Source organism: Rhizobium sp. AB2/73, assembly GCF_020871915.1.
Taxonomy (GTDB): Bacteria; Pseudomonadota; Alphaproteobacteria; order Rhizobiales; family Rhizobiaceae; genus Rhizobium; species Rhizobium dioscoreae.
Genome location: NZ_CP067072.1, coordinates 995,268 through 1,017,085 on the forward strand (window position 1 = coordinate 995,268; position 21,818 = coordinate 1,017,085).

At 60.5% G+C, this 21,818-nt stretch carries 22 protein-coding genes; 14 read left to right on the forward strand and 8 right to left on the reverse strand.

The window, feature by feature from the left end; genetic code table 11:
- Nucleotides 1-198 precede the first annotated feature (198 nt).
- The 6 genes from I8E17_RS24220 (at nucleotide 199) to I8E17_RS24245 (ending at nucleotide 6,272) form a co-directional block, all read left to right on the forward strand.
- On the forward strand, nucleotides 199-585 hold the full coding sequence (locus I8E17_RS24220; protein ID WP_069609911.1) for a hypothetical protein: 387 nt from the start codon (nucleotides 199-201) through the stop codon (nucleotides 583-585).
- A 197-nt stretch (nucleotides 586-782) separates the two neighbouring features.
- On the forward strand, nucleotides 783-1,472 hold the full coding sequence (locus tag I8E17_RS24225; protein WP_069610416.1) for a GntR family transcriptional regulator: 690 nt from the start codon (nucleotides 783-785) through the stop codon (nucleotides 1,470-1,472).
- Between the two features lie 67 nt (nucleotides 1,473-1,539).
- Nucleotides 1,540-3,054 carry a putative N-acetylmannosamine-6-phosphate 2-epimerase gene (locus I8E17_RS24230; protein WP_069609912.1) on the forward strand — a complete coding sequence of 505 codons (1,515 nt, stop codon included), beginning with the start codon at nucleotides 1,540-1,542 and terminating at the stop codon, nucleotides 3,052-3,054.
- Between the two features lie 47 nt (nucleotides 3,055-3,101).
- The gene (locus tag I8E17_RS24235) at nucleotides 3,102-4,427 is read left to right on the forward strand and encodes an extracellular solute-binding protein (protein WP_069609913.1); all 1,326 of its coding nucleotides are present in this window, start codon (nucleotides 3,102-3,104) and stop codon (nucleotides 4,425-4,427) included.
- 155 nt (nucleotides 4,428-4,582) lie between these two features.
- On the forward strand, nucleotides 4,583-5,449 hold the full coding sequence (locus I8E17_RS24240) for a sugar ABC transporter permease (RefSeq protein WP_069610417.1): 867 nt from the start codon (nucleotides 4,583-4,585) through the stop codon (nucleotides 5,447-5,449).
- A 1-nt stretch (nucleotide 5,450) separates the two neighbouring features.
- The gene (locus I8E17_RS24245; protein WP_069609914.1) at nucleotides 5,451-6,272 is read left to right on the forward strand and encodes a carbohydrate ABC transporter permease; all 822 of its coding nucleotides are present in this window, start codon (nucleotides 5,451-5,453) and stop codon (nucleotides 6,270-6,272) included.
- A 67-nt stretch (nucleotides 6,273-6,339) separates the two neighbouring features.
- Here I8E17_RS24245 and I8E17_RS24250 read toward each other — a convergent pair whose 3' ends face one another.
- From I8E17_RS24250 to I8E17_RS24265, 4 genes are read right to left on the reverse strand one after another with little or no spacing between them, the layout of a single operon-like run.
- A complete protein-coding gene (locus I8E17_RS24250) occupies nucleotides 6,340-7,326 on the reverse strand; it encodes a branched-chain amino acid ABC transporter permease (RefSeq protein ID WP_069609915.1) in 987 nt (328 codons plus the stop codon).
- Nucleotides 7,323-8,231, reverse strand: coding sequence for a branched-chain amino acid ABC transporter permease (locus I8E17_RS24255; RefSeq protein WP_069609916.1), 909 nt, complete (start codon nucleotides 8,229-8,231; stop codon nucleotides 7,323-7,325). Before I8E17_RS24255 ends, I8E17_RS24250 begins: the two co-directional genes overlap by 4 nt.
- Complete coding sequence (locus tag I8E17_RS24260) at nucleotides 8,228-8,977, reverse strand: ABC transporter ATP-binding protein (RefSeq protein WP_069609917.1); 750 nt, start codon at nucleotides 8,975-8,977, stop codon at nucleotides 8,228-8,230. The genes I8E17_RS24255 and I8E17_RS24260 overlap by 4 nt, the downstream gene beginning before the upstream one ends.
- A complete protein-coding gene (locus tag I8E17_RS24265; protein ID WP_069609918.1) occupies nucleotides 8,974-9,771 on the reverse strand; it encodes an ABC transporter ATP-binding protein in 798 nt (265 codons plus the stop codon). Before I8E17_RS24265 ends, I8E17_RS24260 begins: the two co-directional genes overlap by 4 nt.
- Nucleotides 9,772-9,893: 122 nt before the next feature.
- Here I8E17_RS24265 and I8E17_RS24270 point away from each other — a divergent pair, with 122 nt between their 5' ends.
- From I8E17_RS24270 to I8E17_RS24305, 8 genes are all read left to right on the forward strand, one after another.
- Nucleotides 9,894-10,628, forward strand: a complete 735-nt coding sequence (locus tag I8E17_RS24270; protein WP_112721941.1) for a GntR family transcriptional regulator — start codon at nucleotides 9,894-9,896, stop codon at nucleotides 10,626-10,628.
- The gene (locus tag I8E17_RS24275) at nucleotides 10,625-11,113 is read left to right on the forward strand and encodes a DUF3830 family protein (RefSeq protein ID WP_069609919.1); all 489 of its coding nucleotides are present in this window, start codon (nucleotides 10,625-10,627) and stop codon (nucleotides 11,111-11,113) included. The genes I8E17_RS24270 and I8E17_RS24275 overlap by 4 nt, the downstream gene beginning before the upstream one ends.
- 1 nt (nucleotide 11,114) lies before the next feature.
- The gene (locus I8E17_RS24280; RefSeq protein WP_069609920.1) at nucleotides 11,115-11,468 is read left to right on the forward strand and encodes a TIGR04076 family protein; all 354 of its coding nucleotides are present in this window, start codon (nucleotides 11,115-11,117) and stop codon (nucleotides 11,466-11,468) included.
- 5 nt (nucleotides 11,469-11,473) lie between these two features.
- The gene (locus I8E17_RS24285; protein WP_069609921.1) at nucleotides 11,474-12,529 is read left to right on the forward strand and encodes an aldo/keto reductase; all 1,056 of its coding nucleotides are present in this window, start codon (nucleotides 11,474-11,476) and stop codon (nucleotides 12,527-12,529) included.
- A complete protein-coding gene (locus I8E17_RS24290; protein WP_069609922.1) occupies nucleotides 12,526-12,954 on the forward strand; it encodes a DUF4440 domain-containing protein in 429 nt (142 codons plus the stop codon). The genes I8E17_RS24285 and I8E17_RS24290 overlap by 4 nt, the downstream gene beginning before the upstream one ends.
- Before the next feature lie 51 nt (nucleotides 12,955-13,005).
- Complete coding sequence (locus tag I8E17_RS24295; RefSeq protein WP_069609923.1) at nucleotides 13,006-14,262, forward strand: ABC transporter substrate-binding protein; 1,257 nt, start codon at nucleotides 13,006-13,008, stop codon at nucleotides 14,260-14,262.
- 134 nt (nucleotides 14,263-14,396) lie between these two features.
- Complete coding sequence (locus tag I8E17_RS24300; protein WP_069609924.1) at nucleotides 14,397-15,695, forward strand: FAD-dependent oxidoreductase; 1,299 nt, start codon at nucleotides 14,397-14,399, stop codon at nucleotides 15,693-15,695.
- 173 nt (nucleotides 15,696-15,868) lie between these two features.
- Nucleotides 15,869-17,086 carry an SfnB family sulfur acquisition oxidoreductase gene (locus I8E17_RS24305; protein WP_069609925.1) on the forward strand — a complete coding sequence of 406 codons (1,218 nt, stop codon included), beginning with the start codon at nucleotides 15,869-15,871 and terminating at the stop codon, nucleotides 17,084-17,086.
- 82 nt (nucleotides 17,087-17,168) lie between these two features.
- On the opposite strand, the gene ftsZ is transcribed toward I8E17_RS24305, so the two are convergent.
- The 4 genes from ftsZ to I8E17_RS24325 form a co-directional block, all read right to left on the reverse strand.
- Nucleotides 17,169-18,176: a cell division protein FtsZ gene (ftsZ, locus tag I8E17_RS24310; RefSeq protein WP_069610419.1), complete on the reverse strand. Its 1,008-nt coding sequence runs from the start codon at nucleotides 18,174-18,176 to the stop codon at nucleotides 17,169-17,171.
- Between the two features lie 375 nt (nucleotides 18,177-18,551).
- A complete protein-coding gene (locus I8E17_RS24315; protein WP_069609926.1) occupies nucleotides 18,552-19,757 on the reverse strand; it encodes an acyl-CoA dehydrogenase family protein in 1,206 nt (401 codons plus the stop codon).
- A gap of 71 nt (nucleotides 19,758-19,828) precedes the next feature.
- Nucleotides 19,829-20,872 (reverse strand): substrate-binding domain-containing protein, encoded by a 1,044-nt coding sequence (locus I8E17_RS24320; RefSeq protein WP_069609927.1) that lies wholly within the window; start codon nucleotides 20,870-20,872, stop codon nucleotides 19,829-19,831.
- Between the two features lie 185 nt (nucleotides 20,873-21,057).
- A complete protein-coding gene (locus tag I8E17_RS24325; protein WP_083258001.1) occupies nucleotides 21,058-21,729 on the reverse strand; it encodes a TetR/AcrR family transcriptional regulator in 672 nt (223 codons plus the stop codon).
- Nucleotides 21,730-21,818 lie beyond the last annotated feature (89 nt).

The window sequence follows — 21,818 nt, forward strand, 5'->3', positions numbered from 1 at the left end:
AAGACTTCTGATCTCTTTCCGCCGCCTTGTGCGGGAAACGGTGTCGACCGAAGCGTGATCGATCTTTCACTTGCCAAATGGCGACGTATCGTAGAATTGAAAGCGGCCAATCGGCCGGTTGTTTGCGCTTCGTTAACCTGCGTGCTTTAGCGGGCCACACCCCGACCTTTGGATGATGTCGCCTGCAAGGAATGAATAATGCCCATAAAGAAAAGCTCTGCCTCTGACGTTTTCCAGCGCAAGATTTCGGATTTTTGCGATATGCGGCTCAAGCCGCTGCTTCAGCCGCGTAGCTTCGAGAATATCAAAGGCTTCATGATCGGCCTGATCGTTTTCCAGTCGCGTCCTCCCCTTCGGGCAGGACGTGTCGACTTCCAGGAAATTGCCTCGCTCTGCGGCATGGACGAGGAGATGAGCCCGGAATTCAAGCGGGCTGCCCAGCCCGGCTTCGACGCTATTCTTCGCTGGCTGGGAGCCACCAAGACCAATACGACCCGCATTTCGCCCGTCGTCGCGAAGGCCCCTTTGCGGGTCCCCGGCAAAGCCATGCCAGTCCAGACCGTGCGCCGCGCTCTGGCCTCCTGATACGAACTGCATACCGGCCCGCTTCAGCGGACCGGTATGTCCCTTACCCGCCTCGACAGATCGCAAAAACCTGTACAGTATAATACCAGTAGCAAACAGGGCGACATTTTCGTCGCCATGCCATCAAGGGAAAGTCTGCCTTGGCAACTGATATTATTGAGCTGGTCAAGAAAGAGCTTGCTTCCGGCACAGAGGGGATGCCGCTCTACAAGCAGCTGAAGAGCGCGATCGAAACCGCCATCCGCAGCCACGCCTTCAAATCCGGCTCGGTATTGCCGGGCGAACGATCGCTTGCGGAAACCCTCTCCCTGTCACGCGTCACGGTTCGAAAAGCACTCGCCATGCTGGAGGAGGAAGGCATGTTGAGCCGACGGCAGGGTGCCCGCAGCGAGATCGGCTCGCGCGTCGAAAAGTCGCTTTCCACCCTCACCAGTTTCTCCGAAGACCTGCGCGCTCGTGGAATGGAGCCCGGTTGCGTCTGGATTTCCAAACAGTTAACTCGACCTTCACCGACCGAGATGATGGCGCTCGGCATCTCAGCCAATGCGCAAGTCCTGCGGATGCGCCGCGTGCGAACAGCTGATGGCGCACCGATCGCAGTCGAACATGCCGCCGTGCCCGTGCGCTTCCTTCCCTCACCTTCGTTCGTCGGCGATTCCCTCTATGAGGCGCTGGCCGAGCGCGGCTTTCTTCCTAGGCGTGCCGTCCAGCGCATGCGCGCGCGCGCCGCCTCGCCCGAGGATGCGCAGCACCTGCACTGCGAACCGGGCGCACCGATCCTGACGACCGAGCGGCGGTGCTTTCTCGCCGACGGAGAGATCGTCGAATATTGCGAGACCCGCTACAAGGGCGAGGTCTACGATTTCGTCTTCGAACTGCAGAGATAATACCAGTTTAAAACCGGTTGCTTTCTGGTGATCATTCTCTATCGTTGCAGCCCGAAAGGGGTGCCGAATGCGCAGGGAAGATCTCAATCTGAGCCTCATCGTCTCATGTCAGCCCGTACCGGGCGGGGCGATGGATGAGGCCATTTTCGTCAGCGGCTTTGCGCGTGCGGCTCTGGCCGCTGGCGCCCGTGCCTTGCGCATCGAGTCGGCGGCTTACGTTGCAGCCGTCAGGGCCGCCGTCGACGCGCCGATCATCGGCATCGTCAAGCGCGACCTCGACGACAGCCCGGTGCGCATCACTCCCTTTATCACCGATGTCGAGGCTCTGGCCGATGCCGGCGCCGATATCATCGCCTTCGATGCGACCGATCGGCCTCGCCCGGCAACGATCGAAGCGCTGATTGCCGCCATCAAGGCCCGAGGTCTGCTGTCAATGGCGGATTGCTCGTGTGTTGGGGATGCCAGACGCGCCCTCGATGCCGGCGTCGATTTCGTCGGCACGACCATGTCCGGTTATGTCGGTGGCCCCGAACCGGTGGAACCGGATATCGCGCTGATTGCCGCCATGCGGGAGCTTACGCCCTATGTGATCGCCGAAGGCCGCATCCGCACACCCGAACAGGCGGCGGATGCCGTGCGGGCCGGTGCCTGTGCCGTCGTCGTCGGATCGGCAATCACGCGCACCGAGCATGTGACACTCTGGTTCGACGACGCTGTTTCCGCTGCCTTTTCCGCGCGCGATGACGCAACGCTGGCGATCGATATCGGCGGCACGAAGACCCTGGCGGCCCTGGTCCAAGGCGGGCAGGTGCTTGATAAGGCGACCGTCCCGACCAGCCGGCAGGCAGGCCCGAACGCCTGGCTGGTGGCCGTCTCCGAGCACGCAAAGTCCTGGGTCGGTCGATATGAGCGCGTCGGCATCGCTGCAACCGGCTTGATAAGCGACGGCTGCTGGTCGGCCCTCAATCCCGCGACCCTCGCAATTCCGGACGGCTATCCGCTGGTGGCACAGGCCAGCAAACTCTTCGGCAAGCCGGCTCTCGCCGTCAACGATGCTCAGGCTGCAGCCTGGGGCGAACATAGGTTCGGTGCCGGCGCAAACGAGGATACCGTCTTTTTGACCATATCGACGGGCATCGGCGGCGGCATCGTGATTAATGGGCGACCGCTATTGGGTCTGGCAGGTCATTTCGGCCTGCTTCACGGACCGACGCACGGCCAGTCACCACTGGAGGACCTCGTTTCGGGTCGGTGGATGGCGGCCGAAGCAGCCCGCGCCGGGCATCCGGCCGAGGCACCCGAGATCTTTCGAAAGGCACGCGAAGGTGCCGGCTGGGCCGAAGCGATCATCATGCAGTCGGCGTCACGCGTCGCGCTTCTATGCCGTGACATCCAGATGATGTTCGCGCCGAAACGCATCGTCATCGGCGGCGGTATCGGTCTCGCATCCGGCTATCTCGACGCCGTCGGTGCGCAACTCGAGGAATTGCCGCCGCATGTGGCACCGCGCCTAGTCGCCGCGAGCCTCGGCTCCAATGCCGGCATCATCGGCGCGGCAGACCTTGCTGCACGCCATCGATGAAAAGACCTGCCCAATTCAACAAACAACGATAAGGAAAGGGAACAAGAATGAAATTCAAGCACATATCGTCCACACTGCTTGCCCTCATGCTGTCGGCAACGGCCCTGCCGGGACTCGCCAACGCCAAGGTGGTCGTGCTCGGCTGGCCCGGAGGCTCGGAGGAAACGGCGCTGCGCGCCACCGCCGATCTCTACAACAAGACGGCATCGGATGCCGAGAAGGTCGAGCTGCTGTTCTTCAATCGCGACGGTTTCTTCGACAAGCTGCAGGCCGACATGGCAGCCGGCTCGAACGCCTTCGACGTCAATCTGGTCGCGACCTATTCGATCGGCCGCTATGCGCCTTACATGGAGCCGATCGAGCTTAATGCGGATGCCTCCAAAGTGTTCGGCGACACGGTGCTGAAGACGATGCAGTTCGATGGCAAGCAATATGGCGTGCCGACGGATCTGTCGCTGCATTTCATGTACTACCGCAAGGATCTCGTTGATGCCCTCATCGCCGATCCCGATGCCAAGGCCAAATATGCTGAGATCTCCAAGAAATATCTCGGCAAGGAGCTGGCACCGAAGCAGCCCGACGACTGGTCCTGGGACGATTGGGCAGCGACTTCGCTCTATTTCAGCAAGCAGGTGAACCGCCGGAGCCCGGTCCGCTATGGCACAGTGCTGCAGATGAAGAACCTTCTCTTCAACATGATGGTGTTCCAATCCCTGCCGCGCTCCTATGGCGGTGACTGGATGGACGCGAGCGGCAATGTCACGATCGACTCGGATGCCTACAAGACGGCACTGAAGCTCTATAAGACGCTTTACGATGCCGGCGCATCGCCGAAGGATTCGCTGAGCTACGAATATGCCGAAACCAATGCCGCCTTCAGCTCCGGGCAGGCCGCGACTGCCCTGCAATGGAATGCCGCAGCGGCCGAGCTCACCGATGCGAAGAAGTCGCCTGCCGTCGCCGACGTCACCGGCATCGTCGCGCCGCCGGCCGGGCCGAACGGTCGCGTCGACCATATCCATGGTCTCGGCCTCGGACTGAACAAGAACGCGCAGAACAAGGAAGGCGCTATCAAGTTCCTCAAGTGGCTGTCCTCCGAGGATGCGGCCCTTGCCTATGCGCGTGCCGGCGGTTCACCGGCGCTGACGCCGGATGTCGTCGCCAAGGTGGCCAAGGAGCGTCCCGATCTCGTGAAGCTCGGCGAGTTTGCCAGCAAATATGGCTACGTCATGACGGGGGCCACCTCGGCCAAGGCGCTATCCGTCTACGAGCTGCAGGCCAAGGAATTCACGGGCTACTGGTCGGGTCAGCAAAGCCTTGAGGATGCGCTTGCCCATACCAAGGCAGGCATGCAGGATTTCTTGAAGAAATAAGGAGAAGGCCGGGTGCCGGCTTCGGAGCAATTCCAGGAAAAGTGTATTGCGGTTTTCCGTCCGGTATTGCGTAAAAGCAGAGGAATAGAGCCTTTCCGCGATTCGACGAAAAGCGAAAAGGCTCTCACGGCATCCGGCCAATGCGGCTGAAACCCATGGCTCTTGTAAAACGCGCCGAAGGCAGGCTCTACCTGGCACCGTTGGTCGGGTTTCTGCTGCTGTTCCTCGGCTTCCCGGCTCTTCTCAATCTTCTCTATTCCGTTTCGGCCGTTTCGTTCGAGACGTTGCGCAGCCCACGGATCAGCGGCCTCGGCAATTACGTCACAGTGCTGACGGAAACCGCATTCTGGCAATCCGTCTGGTTCTCCTTCCGCTTTGGCATCATCACGGCTATCTCGGAATGCCTGCTCGGCCTTTTCCTGGCGATCTTTCTGAAGCCGCTTCTATCGGCACGGCCTGTTCTGATGGCTCCGCTGATGCTGCCGCTGATGGTCGCACCCGCCATGGTCGGCCTGATGTACCGCCTCGTGCTGCATGAATTTGCCGGACCTGTGCCCTATTATCTTTTCGAATGGTTCGGCGACAGCCCGGCTTTCCTCGACTATCAGAACGCGTTCCGCACGCTTGTCGTCGTCGAAGTGCTGCAATGGACACCATTCGCCTTTCTGCTCTTCTACGTCGCCTACATCGCCATTCCCGAAGATGTGCGCGAGGCCGCAGCGCTCGATGGCGCGACTGGTCTGCAGCGGCTTTGGCGTATCGAACTGCCCCTGATGCTGCCGACGCTGACCGTCGCCTTGTTCATCCGCTTCATCGACGGCTTCCGCGTGTTCGACAATGTCTACGCCCTGACCGGCAGCGGAGCCGGTGGATCGACAACGTCGCTGTCGATCTACATCTATCAGGCCTTCTTCAAGGAAGGCGCCATCGGCAAGGCGGTGGCGGCATCCGTCGTCCTGTTCATCACTTCATTGCTGGTTCTCTATGGCCTGAACTGGCTCGGTGCGCGAAGGAAGAGATGAGATGCTGAAACTCCTACGTTGGATCGTTTATGGTATCGTGGTCTTCGCGATGAATTTTCCGATCCTTGTCACCCTCATTACTTCGTTCAAGACCACACGCGAGATCTCCAATAATCCCGGCCTGTGGATCGAACAGCCGACGTTCGACAACTACGTCAAGGTATTGACGGACACCGAGCGCTTCAACATTTTCCTTTATCTCGCAAACAGCGCCGCGGCAGCGCTCATCGGCACCCTGCTGGCGATCGTCCTTACCTTCCCGGCGGCTTACGTGATCGCCCGTAGCGAGACCGGACAAAGGCTCCTGCTTCCGCTCGTTATCAACCTTCGCGCCGTGCCGCTCGTCGTTTTCGCGATCCCGCTTTACATGATGTATCAGTGGCTTGGCCTGCTCGACACCAGGATCGGTCTCGGACTTATTCTGACGATCGTCAATATCCCGCTGGCGCTGGTCATGCTGGTCAATGCCATATCCGACATACCGATAGAGCTCGACGAGGCCGCGACGGTCGACGGAGCCACAGTCTTCCAGATCATGATCAGGATCATTCGTCCGGTGATCCGCCCCGCGCTCGTCACCACCTTCATCTTCGGCTTCATCACTGCCTGGAACGAATTCCTCTTCGGGCTGATGCTGACGACCAACCGCGCCGTGCCGATGACGGTCGGCTCCTCCTTCTTCTTCGCGGCCAGCGGCGGCGGCGTTCAATGGGGGCTGGCATCCGCCGTCATGATCCTCGGCGCCTTGCCGCCAGCCTTGCTCGGCCTCGTGATGTATCGCCAGCTTTCGGGCTCGATGACGGCAGGCGCCGTTAAAGGTTAGGGGCAACACGCCTTGCGACTGCGTAGCCTAAAGCTGGAGCAACGCTCCTGCTCCCTAAGACGCTAGGCTATGAGGCGGCGCTGCTCTCGTCCTCGGCCGGTTTTCGTTGCGGCGCGATCACCGATCGCCGCCGCGGCATGTCGCCAAAGAGGCCGCCGGGACGCACCAGCAGGATGATGCAGAGCATGACGCCTATCGCCACGATCTGCAGCGATGCCGCACGAGCCTGCTGCTCCGGCGAAAAGAGGATGCTCGTCAGCGCACCGGAACCGGCCCAGATAGCCCAGACCAGAACGCTGCCGACGATGGCACCCTTGTTGCTGCCAGAGCCGCCGACGATCAGCATGACCCAGACCTGAAAGGTCAGGATCGGAAGATAATTGTCCGGCGCGATAAAACCGATGAAATGTGCCTGTATGGCGCCGGCCAGTCCCATGATCGCACCGCCGACGGCAAAGGCCTGTACGCGATAGAAGCGAGCGCTCTTGCCGAGAGAAACGGCGGCGCGTTCGTCCTCACGCAACGCCTTGAGGACGCGTCCCCAGGGGCTTTTCGCCAGATGCTCCAGCGCAAAATAAACGATCAGCAATGCGACGACCACGATGCCGAGATTGGCCAGATTGAAAAGAAGCGGCGTTTCGGCGAGGCTGGAAAATGGGCGGGGAATAAAGCCGATGCCAAAGGGGCCACCGGTCAGTTTCTGCGCATTCAGCGCCACGAGCTGGACGACGACGGCCACGCCGAAGGTGGTGATCGCCAGATAATCGGATTTCAGCCGGAGCGTCGCCACGCCGATGATGGCGGCGGCAAGACCGGCGACAATCATCGCGCCGAGCCAGCCGACGAGAATCGGCAGATCGAATCCGCCGAACCGCCCGGCCGTATCCGGCGTCGTCAGCAGGGCCGAAGTATAGGCGCCGATCGCTACGAAGCCGGCGAGCCCAACATTGAAGAGGCCGGTCAGGCCCCATTGCAGGTTCAGGCCGAGGGTGATGAAGGAGAAGATCAACGCTGTGGTCAGGAAGAAAGCGCCGTAGCCAATAATGTCCATCATCGCTCCCTCACTCCGAAAAGGCCGATCGGCCGGATGAACAGCACCGCCATCAGGATGATGAAGGAAATGGCGGCACGCCATTCCGCACCGATAAGCTGAACCGCGGCCGCTTCGGCAAGGCCGATAATCAGGCCACCCAAAACCGCGCCCGGAACGCTCCCGATACCGCCGAGAATGGCGGCGGCAAACATCGGCAGCAGCATGTCGAAGCCCATCAGCGGGCGGATCTGCACGAGAATGCCGATCATCACGCCGGCGACACAGGCCAGCCCGCCGCCGATCAGCCAGGTGACGCGCACGACCTTGGCGACATCAATGCCGACGACCCGGGCAAGCGCCGGATTTTGGCTCAGCGCCTGCATGGAGCGCCCTGTCTGCGTCCTCGTCATCAGCATATGAACGCCGAAGACCAGAAGCGCCGTCACAATCAAAAGGGCGATCTGATCAGGCGTGATGCGGATGCCGAAACCGATCGGCATGGCGATCTGAATGGCGCGGCTGAAATAGGCCGGGCGCGACGTGAAGAGAAATTCGAGCAGGCTGCGCAGCGCCATGGAGGCACCGAAGCTCGCCATGACGACGATGATCGACTGACCCTTGGTCCTTAACCTGGCAAACAGCACCTTGTCGAGCGCGAGGGCAAGGGCGCCGGTAAAGCCCATCGCCAGGATCACCGCCACGATCAGCGGCCAGCCGAAGGAAAGCGGGCCGATGGGAGCGACCTTGCCGAAGATTGCGCCGATGGCGCTAACGACAGCAAGCGTCGCATAGGTGCCCCAGGCCATGAAATCGCCGTGGGCGAAGTTCGAGAAACGCAGGATCGAATAGGTGAGCGTCACACCTATCGCGCCTAGGCCGATCATCGAGCCTGTGAGCAAGCCATCGATGATGAATTGCAGGTTCATGCCGCACCTCCCCTTGCCGAAGTTGCGGGTCGCTGCCCGAGATAGAGTTCGGCTACGACAGGATCGCTCCAAAGCTCCGATGCAACGCCTTCATGCCTGTCTTTGCCCTCGACGAGAACATAGGCACGATCGCCAATCGCAAGCGCCGCCTTGGCATTCTGCTCGACCAGGAGAATGGTGACGCCGGATTTGCGGATTTCGCTCAGCATGTCGAAGACCATCGAGACGAACTTCGGCGAGAGGCCCGCCGAGGGCTCATCGAGCACGAGAAGCTTCGGGTGAACGATAAGAGCTCGGGCGACGGCCAGCATCTGCCGCTGCCCTCCCGAGAGATTGCCGGCCGCGATGCGGCGATGACGGGCAAGATCCGGAAAGGTCGCATACATTTCTTCGATGCGAACGGGCACGTCCTTCGGCTTCAGGATGCCGCCGGCAACCTTCAGATTGTCTTCGACGGACATCAGCGGAAAGACATTCTCCGTCTGCGGCACGAAGGCAAGGCCGAGCCGCACCATCGTGTGCGCGGGCGTACTCGTTATATCCCTGCCGCCCAGTTCCACCGTGCCGCTTTCGACCGGAACGAGACCGGCAATCGCCTTGATGAAGCTCGACTTGCCGGCGCCGTTGGGGCCGAGCACAACGACGATTTCCTTCTCCTTCACCGTAATCGAGGCGCCGCGCACGATCGGAACACCCGGCTCGTAGCCGGCAACGAGATTGCGAACACTCAAGACCGGTTCGCTCATGCCGCGCCTCCCAGATAGGCCTCGATGACGCGCGGATCGCGGGCGACCTCTTCCGGTGTGCCCTCGCAAAGAAGCTGTCCACTTGCCATCACAAGCACGCGGTGACACAGGCGGGTGACCATATCGATATTGTGCTCAATCAGAAGAAAGGTGACACCGCGCTGGTTGATATCACGGATACGGTCGATGATCGTCTCCAGAAGAGTAGCGTTGACGCCGGCGGCAGGCTCATCGAGCAGGATGAGGGCAGGATCGGCCATCATGACGCGGGCAAGCTCCAGAAGCTTGCGTTGACCGCCCGACAGAATGCGCGCCGGTTCATGCGCCAGACGCGTCAGGTGAACGAGGTCAAGCAACTCCATCGCTTTTGCATGGGCCGCCTTCTCCTCAGCGGCGACTTTCCGGGGCCGCAGGAAATTCGATAGCAGGCGCTCTCCTGTCTGACCTTGAGCTGCCAGCATCACGTTGTCGAGAAGCGTCAGATTGGGAAACGGCCGCGGGATCTGGAATGTGCGTCCAAGACCGCGTGCGATCCGCAGATGGGCAGCCTCGCCTGCGACTGCGGTGCCATTCAAGACGATTTCGCCGCTGCTCGGCGCGACGCTACCGGCCAGAAGGTCGAACATCGTCGTCTTGCCGGCGCCGTTCGGACCGATCAAGCCGAGGATCTCGCCCTGGCGCACATGGAAGGAAACATCGTTGACGGCCACGAGGCCGCCGAAACGCCGCACCACGTTTCTGGCCGTCAGAACGGGCCGGGCTTCCTCCCCATGCCGTTCAGTTGTCGTACTCATGGGATCCCTCTGGCCGGAAAACGGACATTGCCGCTTCCCTGATTATTTGATTTGTGATCACACTTGCATTGATCACGCTAATCAGCTTTAATCCTCTTCGCAAGCCGAAAAAAGGATTTCGAATGCAAAAGGCCACCGCCGACAAGAGCGATCCGATTGCCGCACAGCTTGCGCCAGTGGGGCGAGAAACCGTTCAGGACCGGGTCTATCTGGAGCTGCGCCGGGCGCTGATCGGCGGGCTTTTCGAGCCGAGCCAGGTGCTGACGATCCGCGGTCTTGCCGACGCATTGATGACCAGCACCATGCCCGTCCGCGAGGCGCTCGGTCGGCTGATTACCGAGAAAGCGCTGGAGGCCCTCCCCAATCGATCCGTTCGGGTGCCGCCGATCACGCTAGAGCGTATGGACGATCTTCTGCGCGCTCGCATCCTGATCGAGGGCGAGGCGATCGCGCTTGCCGCGACCCGCATGACGCCGCGGCAGATTACGACCATCGAGAGTATGCTCGGCGAATGGGACGAGATGCGCGCGCTGAAGCACAAGAAGGATGTCGACCGCGAGGTGACGCTCAATCAGGCCTTTCACTTTGAGATCTATCGCGCCTGCGGTTCCGCCGTACTGATCCCGATGATCGAAAGCCTTTGGCTGCAATCAGGCCCCTGTATCCGCGTCGCGATTTATGCTTTCTCGGACGCCGGCGAGGTCGATACCGCTCATTATCACCGTACGATCGTCAAGGCGATCGCCGCGCAGAACGCCAGGGAAGCGCGCGATGCGCTGGTGGCGGACATCAGCCGACCGTTCACCTTCCTGCGCAGCAAACTGGAAGCCGAAGTAAAAAGGGGCCAATCCGCATGAGCCAACGCGCCATCAAGATCTCCGAACCCAACTCCGGCCTCAGTGTCTTTGCGCCTCTGCTGGAAGCCAAGGCGCCCGACAATGCCGCCTTTCTCTGGACCTATCTGAATGAGCCGCGCGTGGTTGGCGGCATTCATGCCATGTGGACCGGGCCGGAAATCTCGTGCCCCATCCCGCCGGCGCATCTGAAGGGTGCTTCCTATGCGAACGCCCTACCCGCCGAGAACGCGACACTGACGCCGCAGCCAGGCGATATTGTGCTCAGCTATGTGCCGCCGCGTATGTGGGGCGGCAATCCAGATGCAATCTTCGATATCGGCCTGTTCTATGGGCAGGGCGCTCGCCTGCTCTTCCCGATCGGCTGGCTTGCCGGCAGCGTCGTCGGGCAAGTGCGCCCAGAGGAGCGCGAACACTTCGCAGCGGCCTGCGGCGTCATCCGCCGCAAAGGCGCCTGCGACGTCACCTTCGAACGCGTGGAGATCTGAGATGACGGCTGAAAGCGACGACAGTTTCGAGCTCTTCGACCTTAGAGTGGAAGCGGTCATTCCCGAGGGTAAGCCGATCTATTGCGGCGCCAAGCCGGGCGACTATTTCGAACTCAAGGGCGAGATGCTGTCCCTCCCTGCGGGCCAGGGCTTTTCGATCTACTCCATATCGGCCGTCCTGCCGCTGCTGGCGGCCAAGCAGCGACCAACCCACAAGAACGACTGGATGACCTCGGACGCGGAAATCGCCTGCCCGGACCCCAACTGCGCGAGCCGGCTGCGGATCGTCAGAACGGACAAACGGCGGTTCAGCCATGCCGAAACAACGGCCGTGCCGTTGCCCGAAGGAGAATGAATTGCATGACCGCCAAGACTTTTGAGCTCAGCCCCGGATACGAGATCTCCCGCGTCATCCGCGGCGGCTGGCAGCTTGCCGGCGGGCACGGCCAAATCGATCGCGCCCAGGCCGTGACCGACCTGATCGCCGCCTTCGACGTCGGCATCCGCACCTATGATTGCGCCGACATCTATACGGGCGTCGAGGAACTGATAGGCGAGGCGCGCGAACGGCTTCGCAACGAGCGCGGCACGGAAGCCTCAAGCGCGATGAAGGTCCACACGAAGCTGGTTCCCGATCTGGAAAAGCTCGCAACCATCAGCCGCGACTATATTCGCGGCATCGTCGACAAATCGCTGCGCAAACTGAAGACCGAACAGCTTGACCTGGTACAGTTTCACTGGTGGGACTACTCACTGCCCGGCTATCTGGAAGCCCTGAGCTGGCTGGACGAGATGCGCCGCGAAGGCAAGGTGCGTAATGTCGGCACGACCAATTTCGATACGCCTCATATTGCCGAGATTCTGAAAGCCGGCATTCCACTCGTCAGCCAGCAATTGCAATATTCCGTTCTCGATCAGCGGCCATCGCGTAGCCTCGCCAAGCTGGCGGCGGAGAACGACGTGAAGTTCCTCTGCTACGGCTCAGTGGCCGGCGGCTTCCTGAGCGACAAATGGCTAGGGGAGCCGGAACCGGAAATGCCGCTCGAGAACCGCTCGCTCGTCAAATACAAGCTGATCATCGATGACTTTGGCGGCTGGGAGCTGTTTCAATCACTGCTCGGCACGCTGAAAGCTATCGGCGATCGTCATGGCGTCGATATCGCCACGATCGCCAGCGCCTGGGTGCTGGAGCAGCCGCAGGTGGCCGCTGTCATCGTCGGCGCCCGCAATCAGGCGCATGCGCTCGCCAATGCCAGGATCATGGACATTGCCCTTTCGGACGAAGACCGCCGCCAGATTACCGACATCATCGCCCAAAGCCCTGGTCTCGATGGCGATGTCTATACGCTGGAGCGCGACCGTACCGGCAGGCACGGCTCGATCATGCATTACAACCTCAATGCGGGGAAGGTATGAGCCAGCAATCGCTTCTCTTCCGCAAAGCCAGCGCCGAAGTCATCGATTTCCATCGCTTCTTCGAAGCCTGGTACGACGCCGCGACTGCCGATCATACGGATTTCGGCCGCTGCGAACGCACCTTCGGCCAGGCTTTCCATATGATCCCGCCGGGCGGCCCTATCTTCGACCGCGCTGAAACCATCGAGCTCATCCGGGCAAACCGGGCGACGTTTCAAGGCAATTTCACCATTGAGATCTCGGATATCCGCGCGAGCTACGAAACTACGGATACGATCGTCCTGACTTATGTCGAAGCGCAGACGCGGGCGGGCAAATATAGCCGGCGTCAGGCGAGCGCCCTTTTCACTGCAAGTTCATCGGCACCCAACGGCGTCGAATGGCAGCATCTGCATGAAACCTGGCTGCAGATGCCGGAGACCTGACAGGTTCAAAAAACGGAAATGAAAATCGTTGACCGAACAAGGGGAACAAAGATGAAGAAGACGATATTTCAAATCACCACGGCTCTCGCCCTTCTGACTGCAGCCGGCGCCGCCAATGCCGCGGACTGCAAGGTCACGGTCGGCCTCGTGATGGAACTGACCGGCCCGGCCGGCGAATATGGCCAGGCGGGCGCGAAGTCCGTCGAGATGGCCTTCCGCGATATCAACGCCGCCGGTGGCGCCCATGGCTGCGATCTTGTGACGGATACACGCGACAGCCAGAGCCAGGGCAATGTCGCAGTGGATGCTGCGACCCAGCTCGTGCAGGTCAAGAAGGTACCGGCCATTATCGGCGGCATTATTTCTTCGGTGACGATCCCGATCCTGACGTCGGTCACCGCACCCGCGAAGATCGTGCAGGTATCGCCCGCTGCCTCCTCGCCGACGCTGACGGCGCTCGGCCGCGACGGCAAGACCAACGGCATCTTCTTCCGCACCATTACCTCGGATTCGCTGCAGGGCATTGCCGCTGCCAAATATGCGATCGATAAAGGCTTCAAAAAGCTCGCGATCATTCACGTCAACAATGATTTCGGCGTCAACATGGTCGCCGAATTCTCGAAAGCCTATAAGGCGCTCGGCGGCACGATCGTTTCGACGACGCCCTACAATGAAAAGCAGTCCAGCTATGCTTCCGAAGTCACCGCCGGCATGGGCGGCAATCCGGATGGCCTCTACCTCGTCAGTACGCCGGTCGACGGTGCGACGATTGCCCGCACATGGATCTCACAAGGCGGCCCGCAGAAGTTCCTGCTCAATGACGGCATGAACAGCCCGGACTTTATCGATTCCGTCGGCGCCGACTATCTGAAGGACGCCTATGGCACCTCCTCGGGCACGACGCCGACGCCCTCGACCGACTATTTCAACAAGAACTACAAGGATTTCTCGGGGATCGAGCCGACCAACCCGGCCGCTGACCGCGCCTATGACGCCGGCGCGATCGTCGGTCTCGCGCTGGCTATCGCCGGCGACGACACATCCAAGCTCAAGGATGACATCTATAAAGTCGTCGATCCCAAGGGCACGCCGATCTATGCCGGTAAGGAAGAGTTCGCCAAGGCGCTCGGCCTCATCAAGGAAGGCAAGCCGATCCGTTACGAAGGCGTCATCGGCCCGGTCTCCTTCGATCAATATGGCGACATCACCGGCCCCTTCCGACTCTGGAAGATCGCCGACGGCAAGGTCGTCACCGACGGCGAGCTGAAGATGGAAGACGTTTCAGCCCTGAAGGATAAAATCAAGTAGGCGACACTCCATTTTGCAAAAAGGCGAGGCGCTCCCATCGGCGCGCCTCGCTTGAAATCATCCTGGCGCAATCCTTTCAGCGGCTGATCCATGGTGACAGCTATCTGGCGTAGTTATTGAGAGACCCTCCGCTGATGCCCAGCAGTGCCACTCGCCCTACCAATCCGACCCTGTGGACGCTGACAGCCGGCCCTGCCCCTGAACTTTCCGACAACCTGCCTTCCCGCTCAGACGTCGTTGTAATCGGCGGTGGCTTCACCGGCCTGACCGCAGCGCTTCATCTTGCCCGCGCCGGCCGCTCCGTGACCGTTCTTGAGGCCGGGCGGCTGGGTGCGGGAGCCAGCGGCATGAATGCCGGCTTCGTCGTTCCGAATTTTGCCAAGGCCGATCCGGCGACCGTCCGTCAGAAGCTGCCGCGCGACAAGGCGGATGCGCTTTTGTCGCTCGTCGGTGCGGGGGCCGACGAGGTGTTTGCGACGATCGCGGAGGAGCAGATTGCATGCGATGCCGCGCAGACCGGTTGGCTGCAGCCCGCTTATGGCGACGACATGGCTGCGATCCTGCGCCAAAGGGCGAAGGACTGGACAGAGCTTGGTCGTCCAGTCGAATTTCTCGATGCCGGCGCCATCCGCAACGAGACCGGTATGGCGATCTATTCCGGAGGATTGATCGATCACTCCGGCGGCACGATCCACCCGCTGAATTATCTCTACGGGCTCGCAAGGACGCTCAAGCGGCACGGCGCTACGATCCGCGAAAACAGCGTGGTCGAGCACGTTGAGCGACATGCCGGCACCTGGCGCGTTAACCTCGTGGACCGTGAAATCGAAACGGAGGTAGTCATCCTCGCCACCAACGCCTTCACGAGCGGCATAGCTTCCCGCATGGGCCGAACGGGCGTGCCGTTAAAGGTGTATCAAGTGGCGACGAAGCCGATCGATGCCGAAACCGTTGCGCGGATCGCCCCAAATCGCCGGCCTGTCGGCGATACGCGCTTCAACCTCTTCACCTACCGGCTCGATCGCGACAACAGGCTGATCAGCGGCGGTATGGCGATCAATCCGGTCGGCGCCTTCGAGCGCGTCGGCCGCGCCGTCGTCGACCGGCTCACATCCGAACTCCGCTTGCCGCATCATCCGGGTGTGGAGCTCGTCTGGACCGGAACGGCGATCATGACCCCGGATTTCCTGCCGCGTCTCTATCGTTTCGGCGACGGCTTCTTCGGAGGGATCGGCTGCAACGGCCGCGGCATCGCCATGACGGCACAACTCGGTCGAACACTGGCGAGACTGGCGCTCGGCGAAACGGCGGAATCCCTGCCGATTCCGCTGCAATCCGGCCGCGCTCTGCCATTTCATGGCTTCACGCCGATCATTGCTTCGCTTGCGCTGGCACATGCACGCTTTGAAGATTGGCGAACCGGACGCCGCTAATCGGCGTAGGATCAATATTCATAAGCACCGGTACAGCTCCAGGCGGCAATTGACTATTAATTCTATAGAGAAAGGAATGAAGACGCGACCGCATCGCCAAAAATGAAATGCCTTTTCTCGAAGCCCGGCTTTGAATGCGGCATCGTGGCGCCCAATGAAATCGGAGCCCGCCCATGAACGCGCAATTGCACCATATCAACGCCACGCATCCGGAGGCCACCGTACTGGAGACCGAGCAACAAGCGCTGGCCGTCGCGCAGGAGCTTGCAGCACGCTTTGCCACCAGCGCCTCGGAGCGCGACAGCGAGAGGCTGCTCCCCTTTGCCGAGATGGATGCCCTGGCACAATCCGGACTGCTGGCGATCACCGTCCCCGAGGAATATGGCGGTCTCGATGTTTCGAATGCGGCGCTGGCCGAGATCACGGCGATCCTGGCTGAGGCGGATGGCTCGATCGGACAGATCCCGCAGAACCATTTCTATATCCTTGAGGCTCTGCGCGTCGATGGCTCCGAAGATCAGAAACGCTTCTTCTTCAGCCGCGCATTGGCCGGCGACCGATTCGGCAATGCCTTGTCCGAGCGGGGCACGAAAACGGTCGGGCACTATAATACCCGCATTACCCGCGATGGCCCCGGCTATCGCATCAATGGCCGCAAGTTCTATTCGACGGGCGTTCTCTTTGCTGATTGGATCACCGTCTTCGCGCTGGATGACGCTGACAAGCTGGTCATGGCTTTCGTGCCGAAGGGTACGGAAGGCGTCGAAATCATCGACGATTGGGATGGCTTCGGACAACGTACGACAGGCAGCGGCACGACGGCGCTCAACAATGTCTATGTGAATGCCGACCATGTCGTCCTGCATCATAAGGGCTTCGAGCGGCCGACGACGATCGGTTCCGTCGGCCAGATCATCCATGCCGGCGTCGATCTCGGCATTGCCCGGGCCGCTTTCGCGGAAACGCTCGATTTCGTGAAAACCAAGTCACGCCCCTGGATGGATAGCGGCGTCGACCGCGCCAGCGACGATCCGCTAACGATCGCCAAGATCGGCCAGATCGCCATCCGGCTTGAAGCGGCGGCTGCGACCATCGAACGCGCCGGCCGCAAGGTCGATGCCGCTCAGGTCGAGACGACGGAGAAGCGGGTAGTCGAGGCGACGCTGGCCGTTGCTGCAGCCAAGGTACTAACGACGGAAATCGCGATGGAAGCGACGAACACGCTATTCGAGCTTGCTGGAACGGCCTCCGTGAAGCTCGATCTCAATCTCGACCGTCACTGGCGCAATGCCCGCACGCATACGCTTCACGACCCCGTTCGGTGGAAATATCACGTTGTCGGCAATTATCACCTGAACGATGTCATTCCGCCGAAGAATGGCGCGCTTTGACGGATAGACGAGAGCCCCGTCGCAGACGCCGGGGCTTTCATACAAACAAAGGCGTAAATCAGGAGCGCCACGCCGAGGCCAGCTAGTGCCGATCCATATGGAGTTCCATGGACTGATCGGCAGACGCCGCAAGGCTTTCCAGACCGGTTGCAACGACCGATACCCTGAACACACCGTCGAGAGTCTTGTCGAAGATCGCACCGACGACGATATCGGCATCGGCAAAGACTTCGTCGCGGATGCGGCTGGCCGCCTCATCGACCTCGAATAGCGTCATGTCCGTCCCGCCGGAAATGGAGATCAGCACGCCCCGCGCGCCCTTCATGCTCATATCGTCGAGAAGCGGATTGGAGACGGCGGCATCTGCCGCTTTCAGCGCGCGGCCCGGCCCTGACGCCTCGCCCGTTCCCATCATCGCACGCCCCATTCCCCGCATCACCGATTTGACATCGGCGAAATCGAGGTTGATGAGACCTTCCTTGATGATCAGATCCGTGATGCAGCTGACGCCCGCATACAGGACCCGGTCCGCAGTCACAAAGGCATTTTCGAACGTCGTCGTGGCATCCGCAATGCGAAACAAATTCTGATTGGGAATGACGATGACGGTGTCGGCACTTTCGCGCAGCCGCTCGATGCCCTCGTTGGCCGTGCGCATGCGCCGGTTGCCTTCGAACGTGAAGGGCTTGGTGACGACTCCGACAGTAAGGATGCCCGCCTGCCGCGCAGCCCGAGCGATGATCGGAGCAGCACCCGTGCCGGTGCCGCCACCCATTCCGGCCGTCACGAAGCACATATGCGTGCCGTGGAGATGATCCATGATCTCATCGATAGATTCCTCGGCGGCGGCTCGTCCGATGTCCGGCAGGGAGCCTGCACCGAGACCTTCCGTCACTTGTGCGCCAAGTTGAATGCGCCTGTTCGCTTTGGACGTCGCAAGCGCCTGTGCATCCGTATTTGCCGCTATAAATTCAACGCCCTGAAGTTGTTGCGCGATCATATTGTTGATCGCGTTGCCGCCGCCACCGCCGACACCGACGACGGAAATCTTCGGTATCACCCCGGAAAGCGGTGCGCGCGTGTCAGCCATGAAGGACTCCATTGGATCAATTTCATTCTCAACCGCAATCGCCTGTCCCTTTGGAAACGGACATTGGAGCGATTCGTGAGTGACGAGATCCTAGCGAGGAACATGTGCGCATTGCGGCGCGCGGCGGCAGCCCTCCACAGAATAGTGAGTTGAGCACAGGATTTGTGAGCCGGGTATCAGAACATCGATCGTCCAGAATTGCGGGAGGCCACAATCGGGTGAGCCTGCTTGAAGCTGTGGCGTGTTCCAACACTGGTCCACACCACTCCAGATACCAATCACGCTGACCAATCTTGTGTACAAGTGAAGTCACCATCAACTCGGATTACGAGCCGATCCATATTTTAGACTTCGCCACGTCCCCCGCCCCGACGTTTAGCTGTAGAGGCTGACCTCTGGAATCCGGTCATTGAGCACGAACTCGCCGACCTCCTTGGCCTTGTAAAAGACCGGATCGTGCAAGGTGTGCGTCCGCACATTGCGCCAGAAGCGATCGAAGCGATATTTCTCGGCAGTCGAGCGCGCGCCGGTCAGCTCGAAGACGCGTGAGGTGATATCGAGGGCAACGTGGGTCGCGTGCACCTTCGCCGCATAGGCTTCGGCCGCTGCTTCACCGCGCTCGCGCGCCGTTGCCTTATGTCCTCTAGCAAGAGCTTCCTGAACCGTCACAGCAGCGCTGTCGGCCAGAGCGGCGGATGCCTTGAGGGCTGCGGTAAATTCACCGACACGCTCCAGAATATATGGGTCGTCCGATGCCCGCTCGACGCCGGAAGTAATCCAGGGCCGCGTCGTCGTACGGACATAATCGACAGCCTCGCGTAGCGCACCCTCCGCCGTGCCCAGATAGAAATTGACGAAGACCAGCTGGATGAGCGGCGTGTTGAAGGTCGCAAGCACCGGCGCTTCGCCACCGGTCGATGCCACCTTGTCCAGGTCCTCTTCGTAGACGGGAAAATCGTGGAACTCGACACTGCCGCTATCCGACAGTCGCTGGCCGAAATTGTCCCAGTCATCATTGGCTTTGTAACCGGCCCGATTGGTCGGGACGGCAAAGCCGACGATCCGGTCATCGAGCGCGGCATTGGCGTTGACGTAATCGGAAACATGCGCGGCCGTGGAAAAGGATTTGCGGCCGTTCAGGACATAGCCGTTGCCGCGGCGCGTCAGCACGAGGCCGGGATCGCGTGGATTGACTGCTGCACCCCAGTAAAGGCTATTGGCGACCGTCTTGCCGCCCAGCTCCTGGGCGCGGGCCTCGTCAAAGGCCCAATAGATGTACTGGCTGTTGACGTAGTGATAGCCGAGAAGCTGGCCGATGGAGCTCTCACCGCGTGCGAGAATGCGCACCAGCCGCAAACCATCCACCCAATCGAGGCCGCCGCCGCCGATCTGCGACCCATGCAGCGCGTTCAGCAAGCCGGCATTTTTCAGCTTGACGATCTCGCCAATTGGCGGCCGGCCTTCGCGGTCAAGCTCTGCGGCGCGCTTGGAAAGATCGGCTGCAATCTCTTCCGCTCTGGCAAAGAGATCTTCCCGCGTGACACTACGATTGCCCGCAAAGATGACATTGGACTGGCTCATGATATGAACTCCGGTTCAGTAGCGTAATCCCGCGGGATCGCAAATCCCGCCAACATATCGAGAATGGCTGTTTAAAAAAGCTTGTCCGGGATCCAGCTGGCGGTCACTGCATCGCTGGCGCTGAAGGCGGGAACTTTCTTGGCCAGTTCCTCGATCGTCTGGACGTTGGCGGCGCGAAGTGCTTCCTGCGTCAGCAGCGCCGGCTTGACGGAAATCTGATGCGGAACCTCCTGCCCCGCGACCTGCAAGGCGGCGGCACGGATGGAAACGGCGCCGACGACGGCCGGATTGGTCGCGACCGTTGCCACCCATGGGCTGCCCGGTTCGGTGATTTCCTGAATGTCGGCCGTCGATACGTCGGCCGAGTAGATCTTCAGTTTGTCGGCAATGCCGAGATCCGTGGCAGCAAGCTTCACGCCGCGGGCAAACTCGTCATAGGGTGCGAAGACGACTGATATATCGGGATTGGCCGCCAGCGCCGCCTTTGCCTGATCGGCAGTCGAGGTCGCGGTCGTATCGCTGACGTTACCGAAGCGAGCCTTTTCGACGACACCGGCATTCTGCTTTTTGAAAGCATCCCAGACCTCATTGCGACGGTCGAGCGGAGCAAAGCCGGCGACATAGACATAGCCCGCCTTGAAACTGTCGCCATTTTCCTTGACCACCTGCTTCAGGGCGAGATCGGCAAGTTCGTGATCGCTCTGCTCGACCTGTGGAATCCTAGGATTGTTGAGATTGACGTCAAAGGCAACGACCTTGATGCCCTTGTCGAGCGCCTGCTGAACGACGTCGCCAAGCGATTCCGGCAGACCGTGATCGATGACGATGGCGGAAACGCCGAGATTGATCGCCTGAAGGATCTGTTCACGCTGGGCGGCTGCGTCCTGGCGCCCGGGAAAAACGCGAAGATCGATATCGAGCGCCTTGGCCTGCGCTTCGGCACCCGCCTGATAGGCCTGGAAGAAATCGCCGGCGGAAATGTAGCTGACCAGAGCAACTTTCACGCCACCCTTGTCGAAAGGCGCGGGCGCACCGTTCACACCGGCAGCCAGGGCCGTCTGTGCCAGAAGAAGCGGGGCAACGGCCGACAGGGCAAGCCGTGTGAATAATCTCATCGTTGCGATCCTCACGATCCATCGGAAGCGTCGTCTGACGGATAGATGACCCTGCGACGCATGCAATTATTATATATAAACTCTATGTTTTTAGTAGATTAAATCATCCGATTTTGGCTGGCTTCGGAGATTCTTTGTTCGTTTGCCGAGGGGATGGCGGCAAGGACTTACCCGGCGTAAAAGCCTCAGGCGAAGGGTTCCGCAAGCATCTCCTCGAGATCGGCCCGTGCCTGTGGCGAAAGATAGGGTCGCAACAAGCTCGCGACCTGACCGAGCCCCCAATGCACATGCTGAGGCGTCAATTCCCGCACGCCCTCCTGAAGGCCGAGATAGACGGCCCAATAGGTGGCAACGATCCGCATATTTGTCATCAATGCATTGCGCTCCTCCGCGGCGGCGCTGATCAGACCAGCCTCTTCCATGCGTTGAAAAATGGCATCAACGGAAACACGCATGCCGGCGCTGACCATCAGGATCGGCCCTCTCAAGCCGGGCGCGATTGCCAACAGGCCGGGAATGTCGCGAAAGAGGAAACGATGGGTCCAGACCAGCGAGAACCATTTGCGCAGAAAGCCGGCATAGGCTTTCGAATCCGCACCTTCTACACAATCGGCTTGCCTGACGAGCGCCAAAGCATCGGCTTCGAAGCGAGAAAACAAGGCCAGGACAAGCGATTCCTTGGTGCGGAAATGATAATAGAGATTGCCCTGGTTGATGTGCACGGCCTTCGCAATTTCCGCCGTAGTGACGGCTTCGGGCCCTTTCTGATTAAAGAGCGACAGTGTCGAGACGAGAATCCGCTCACGTGTATCCGGCCGCGCAGCCACGTCCTTCTTCCCACCTTTGCTGGCCGTCATCTCGTCCCCCCTTGAAGCTCTAAGGTATCCACCTTATTCTTTGTAAGGCAAATACCTTAATCCTGATCTACAGCCATCCGCCGGGCTGA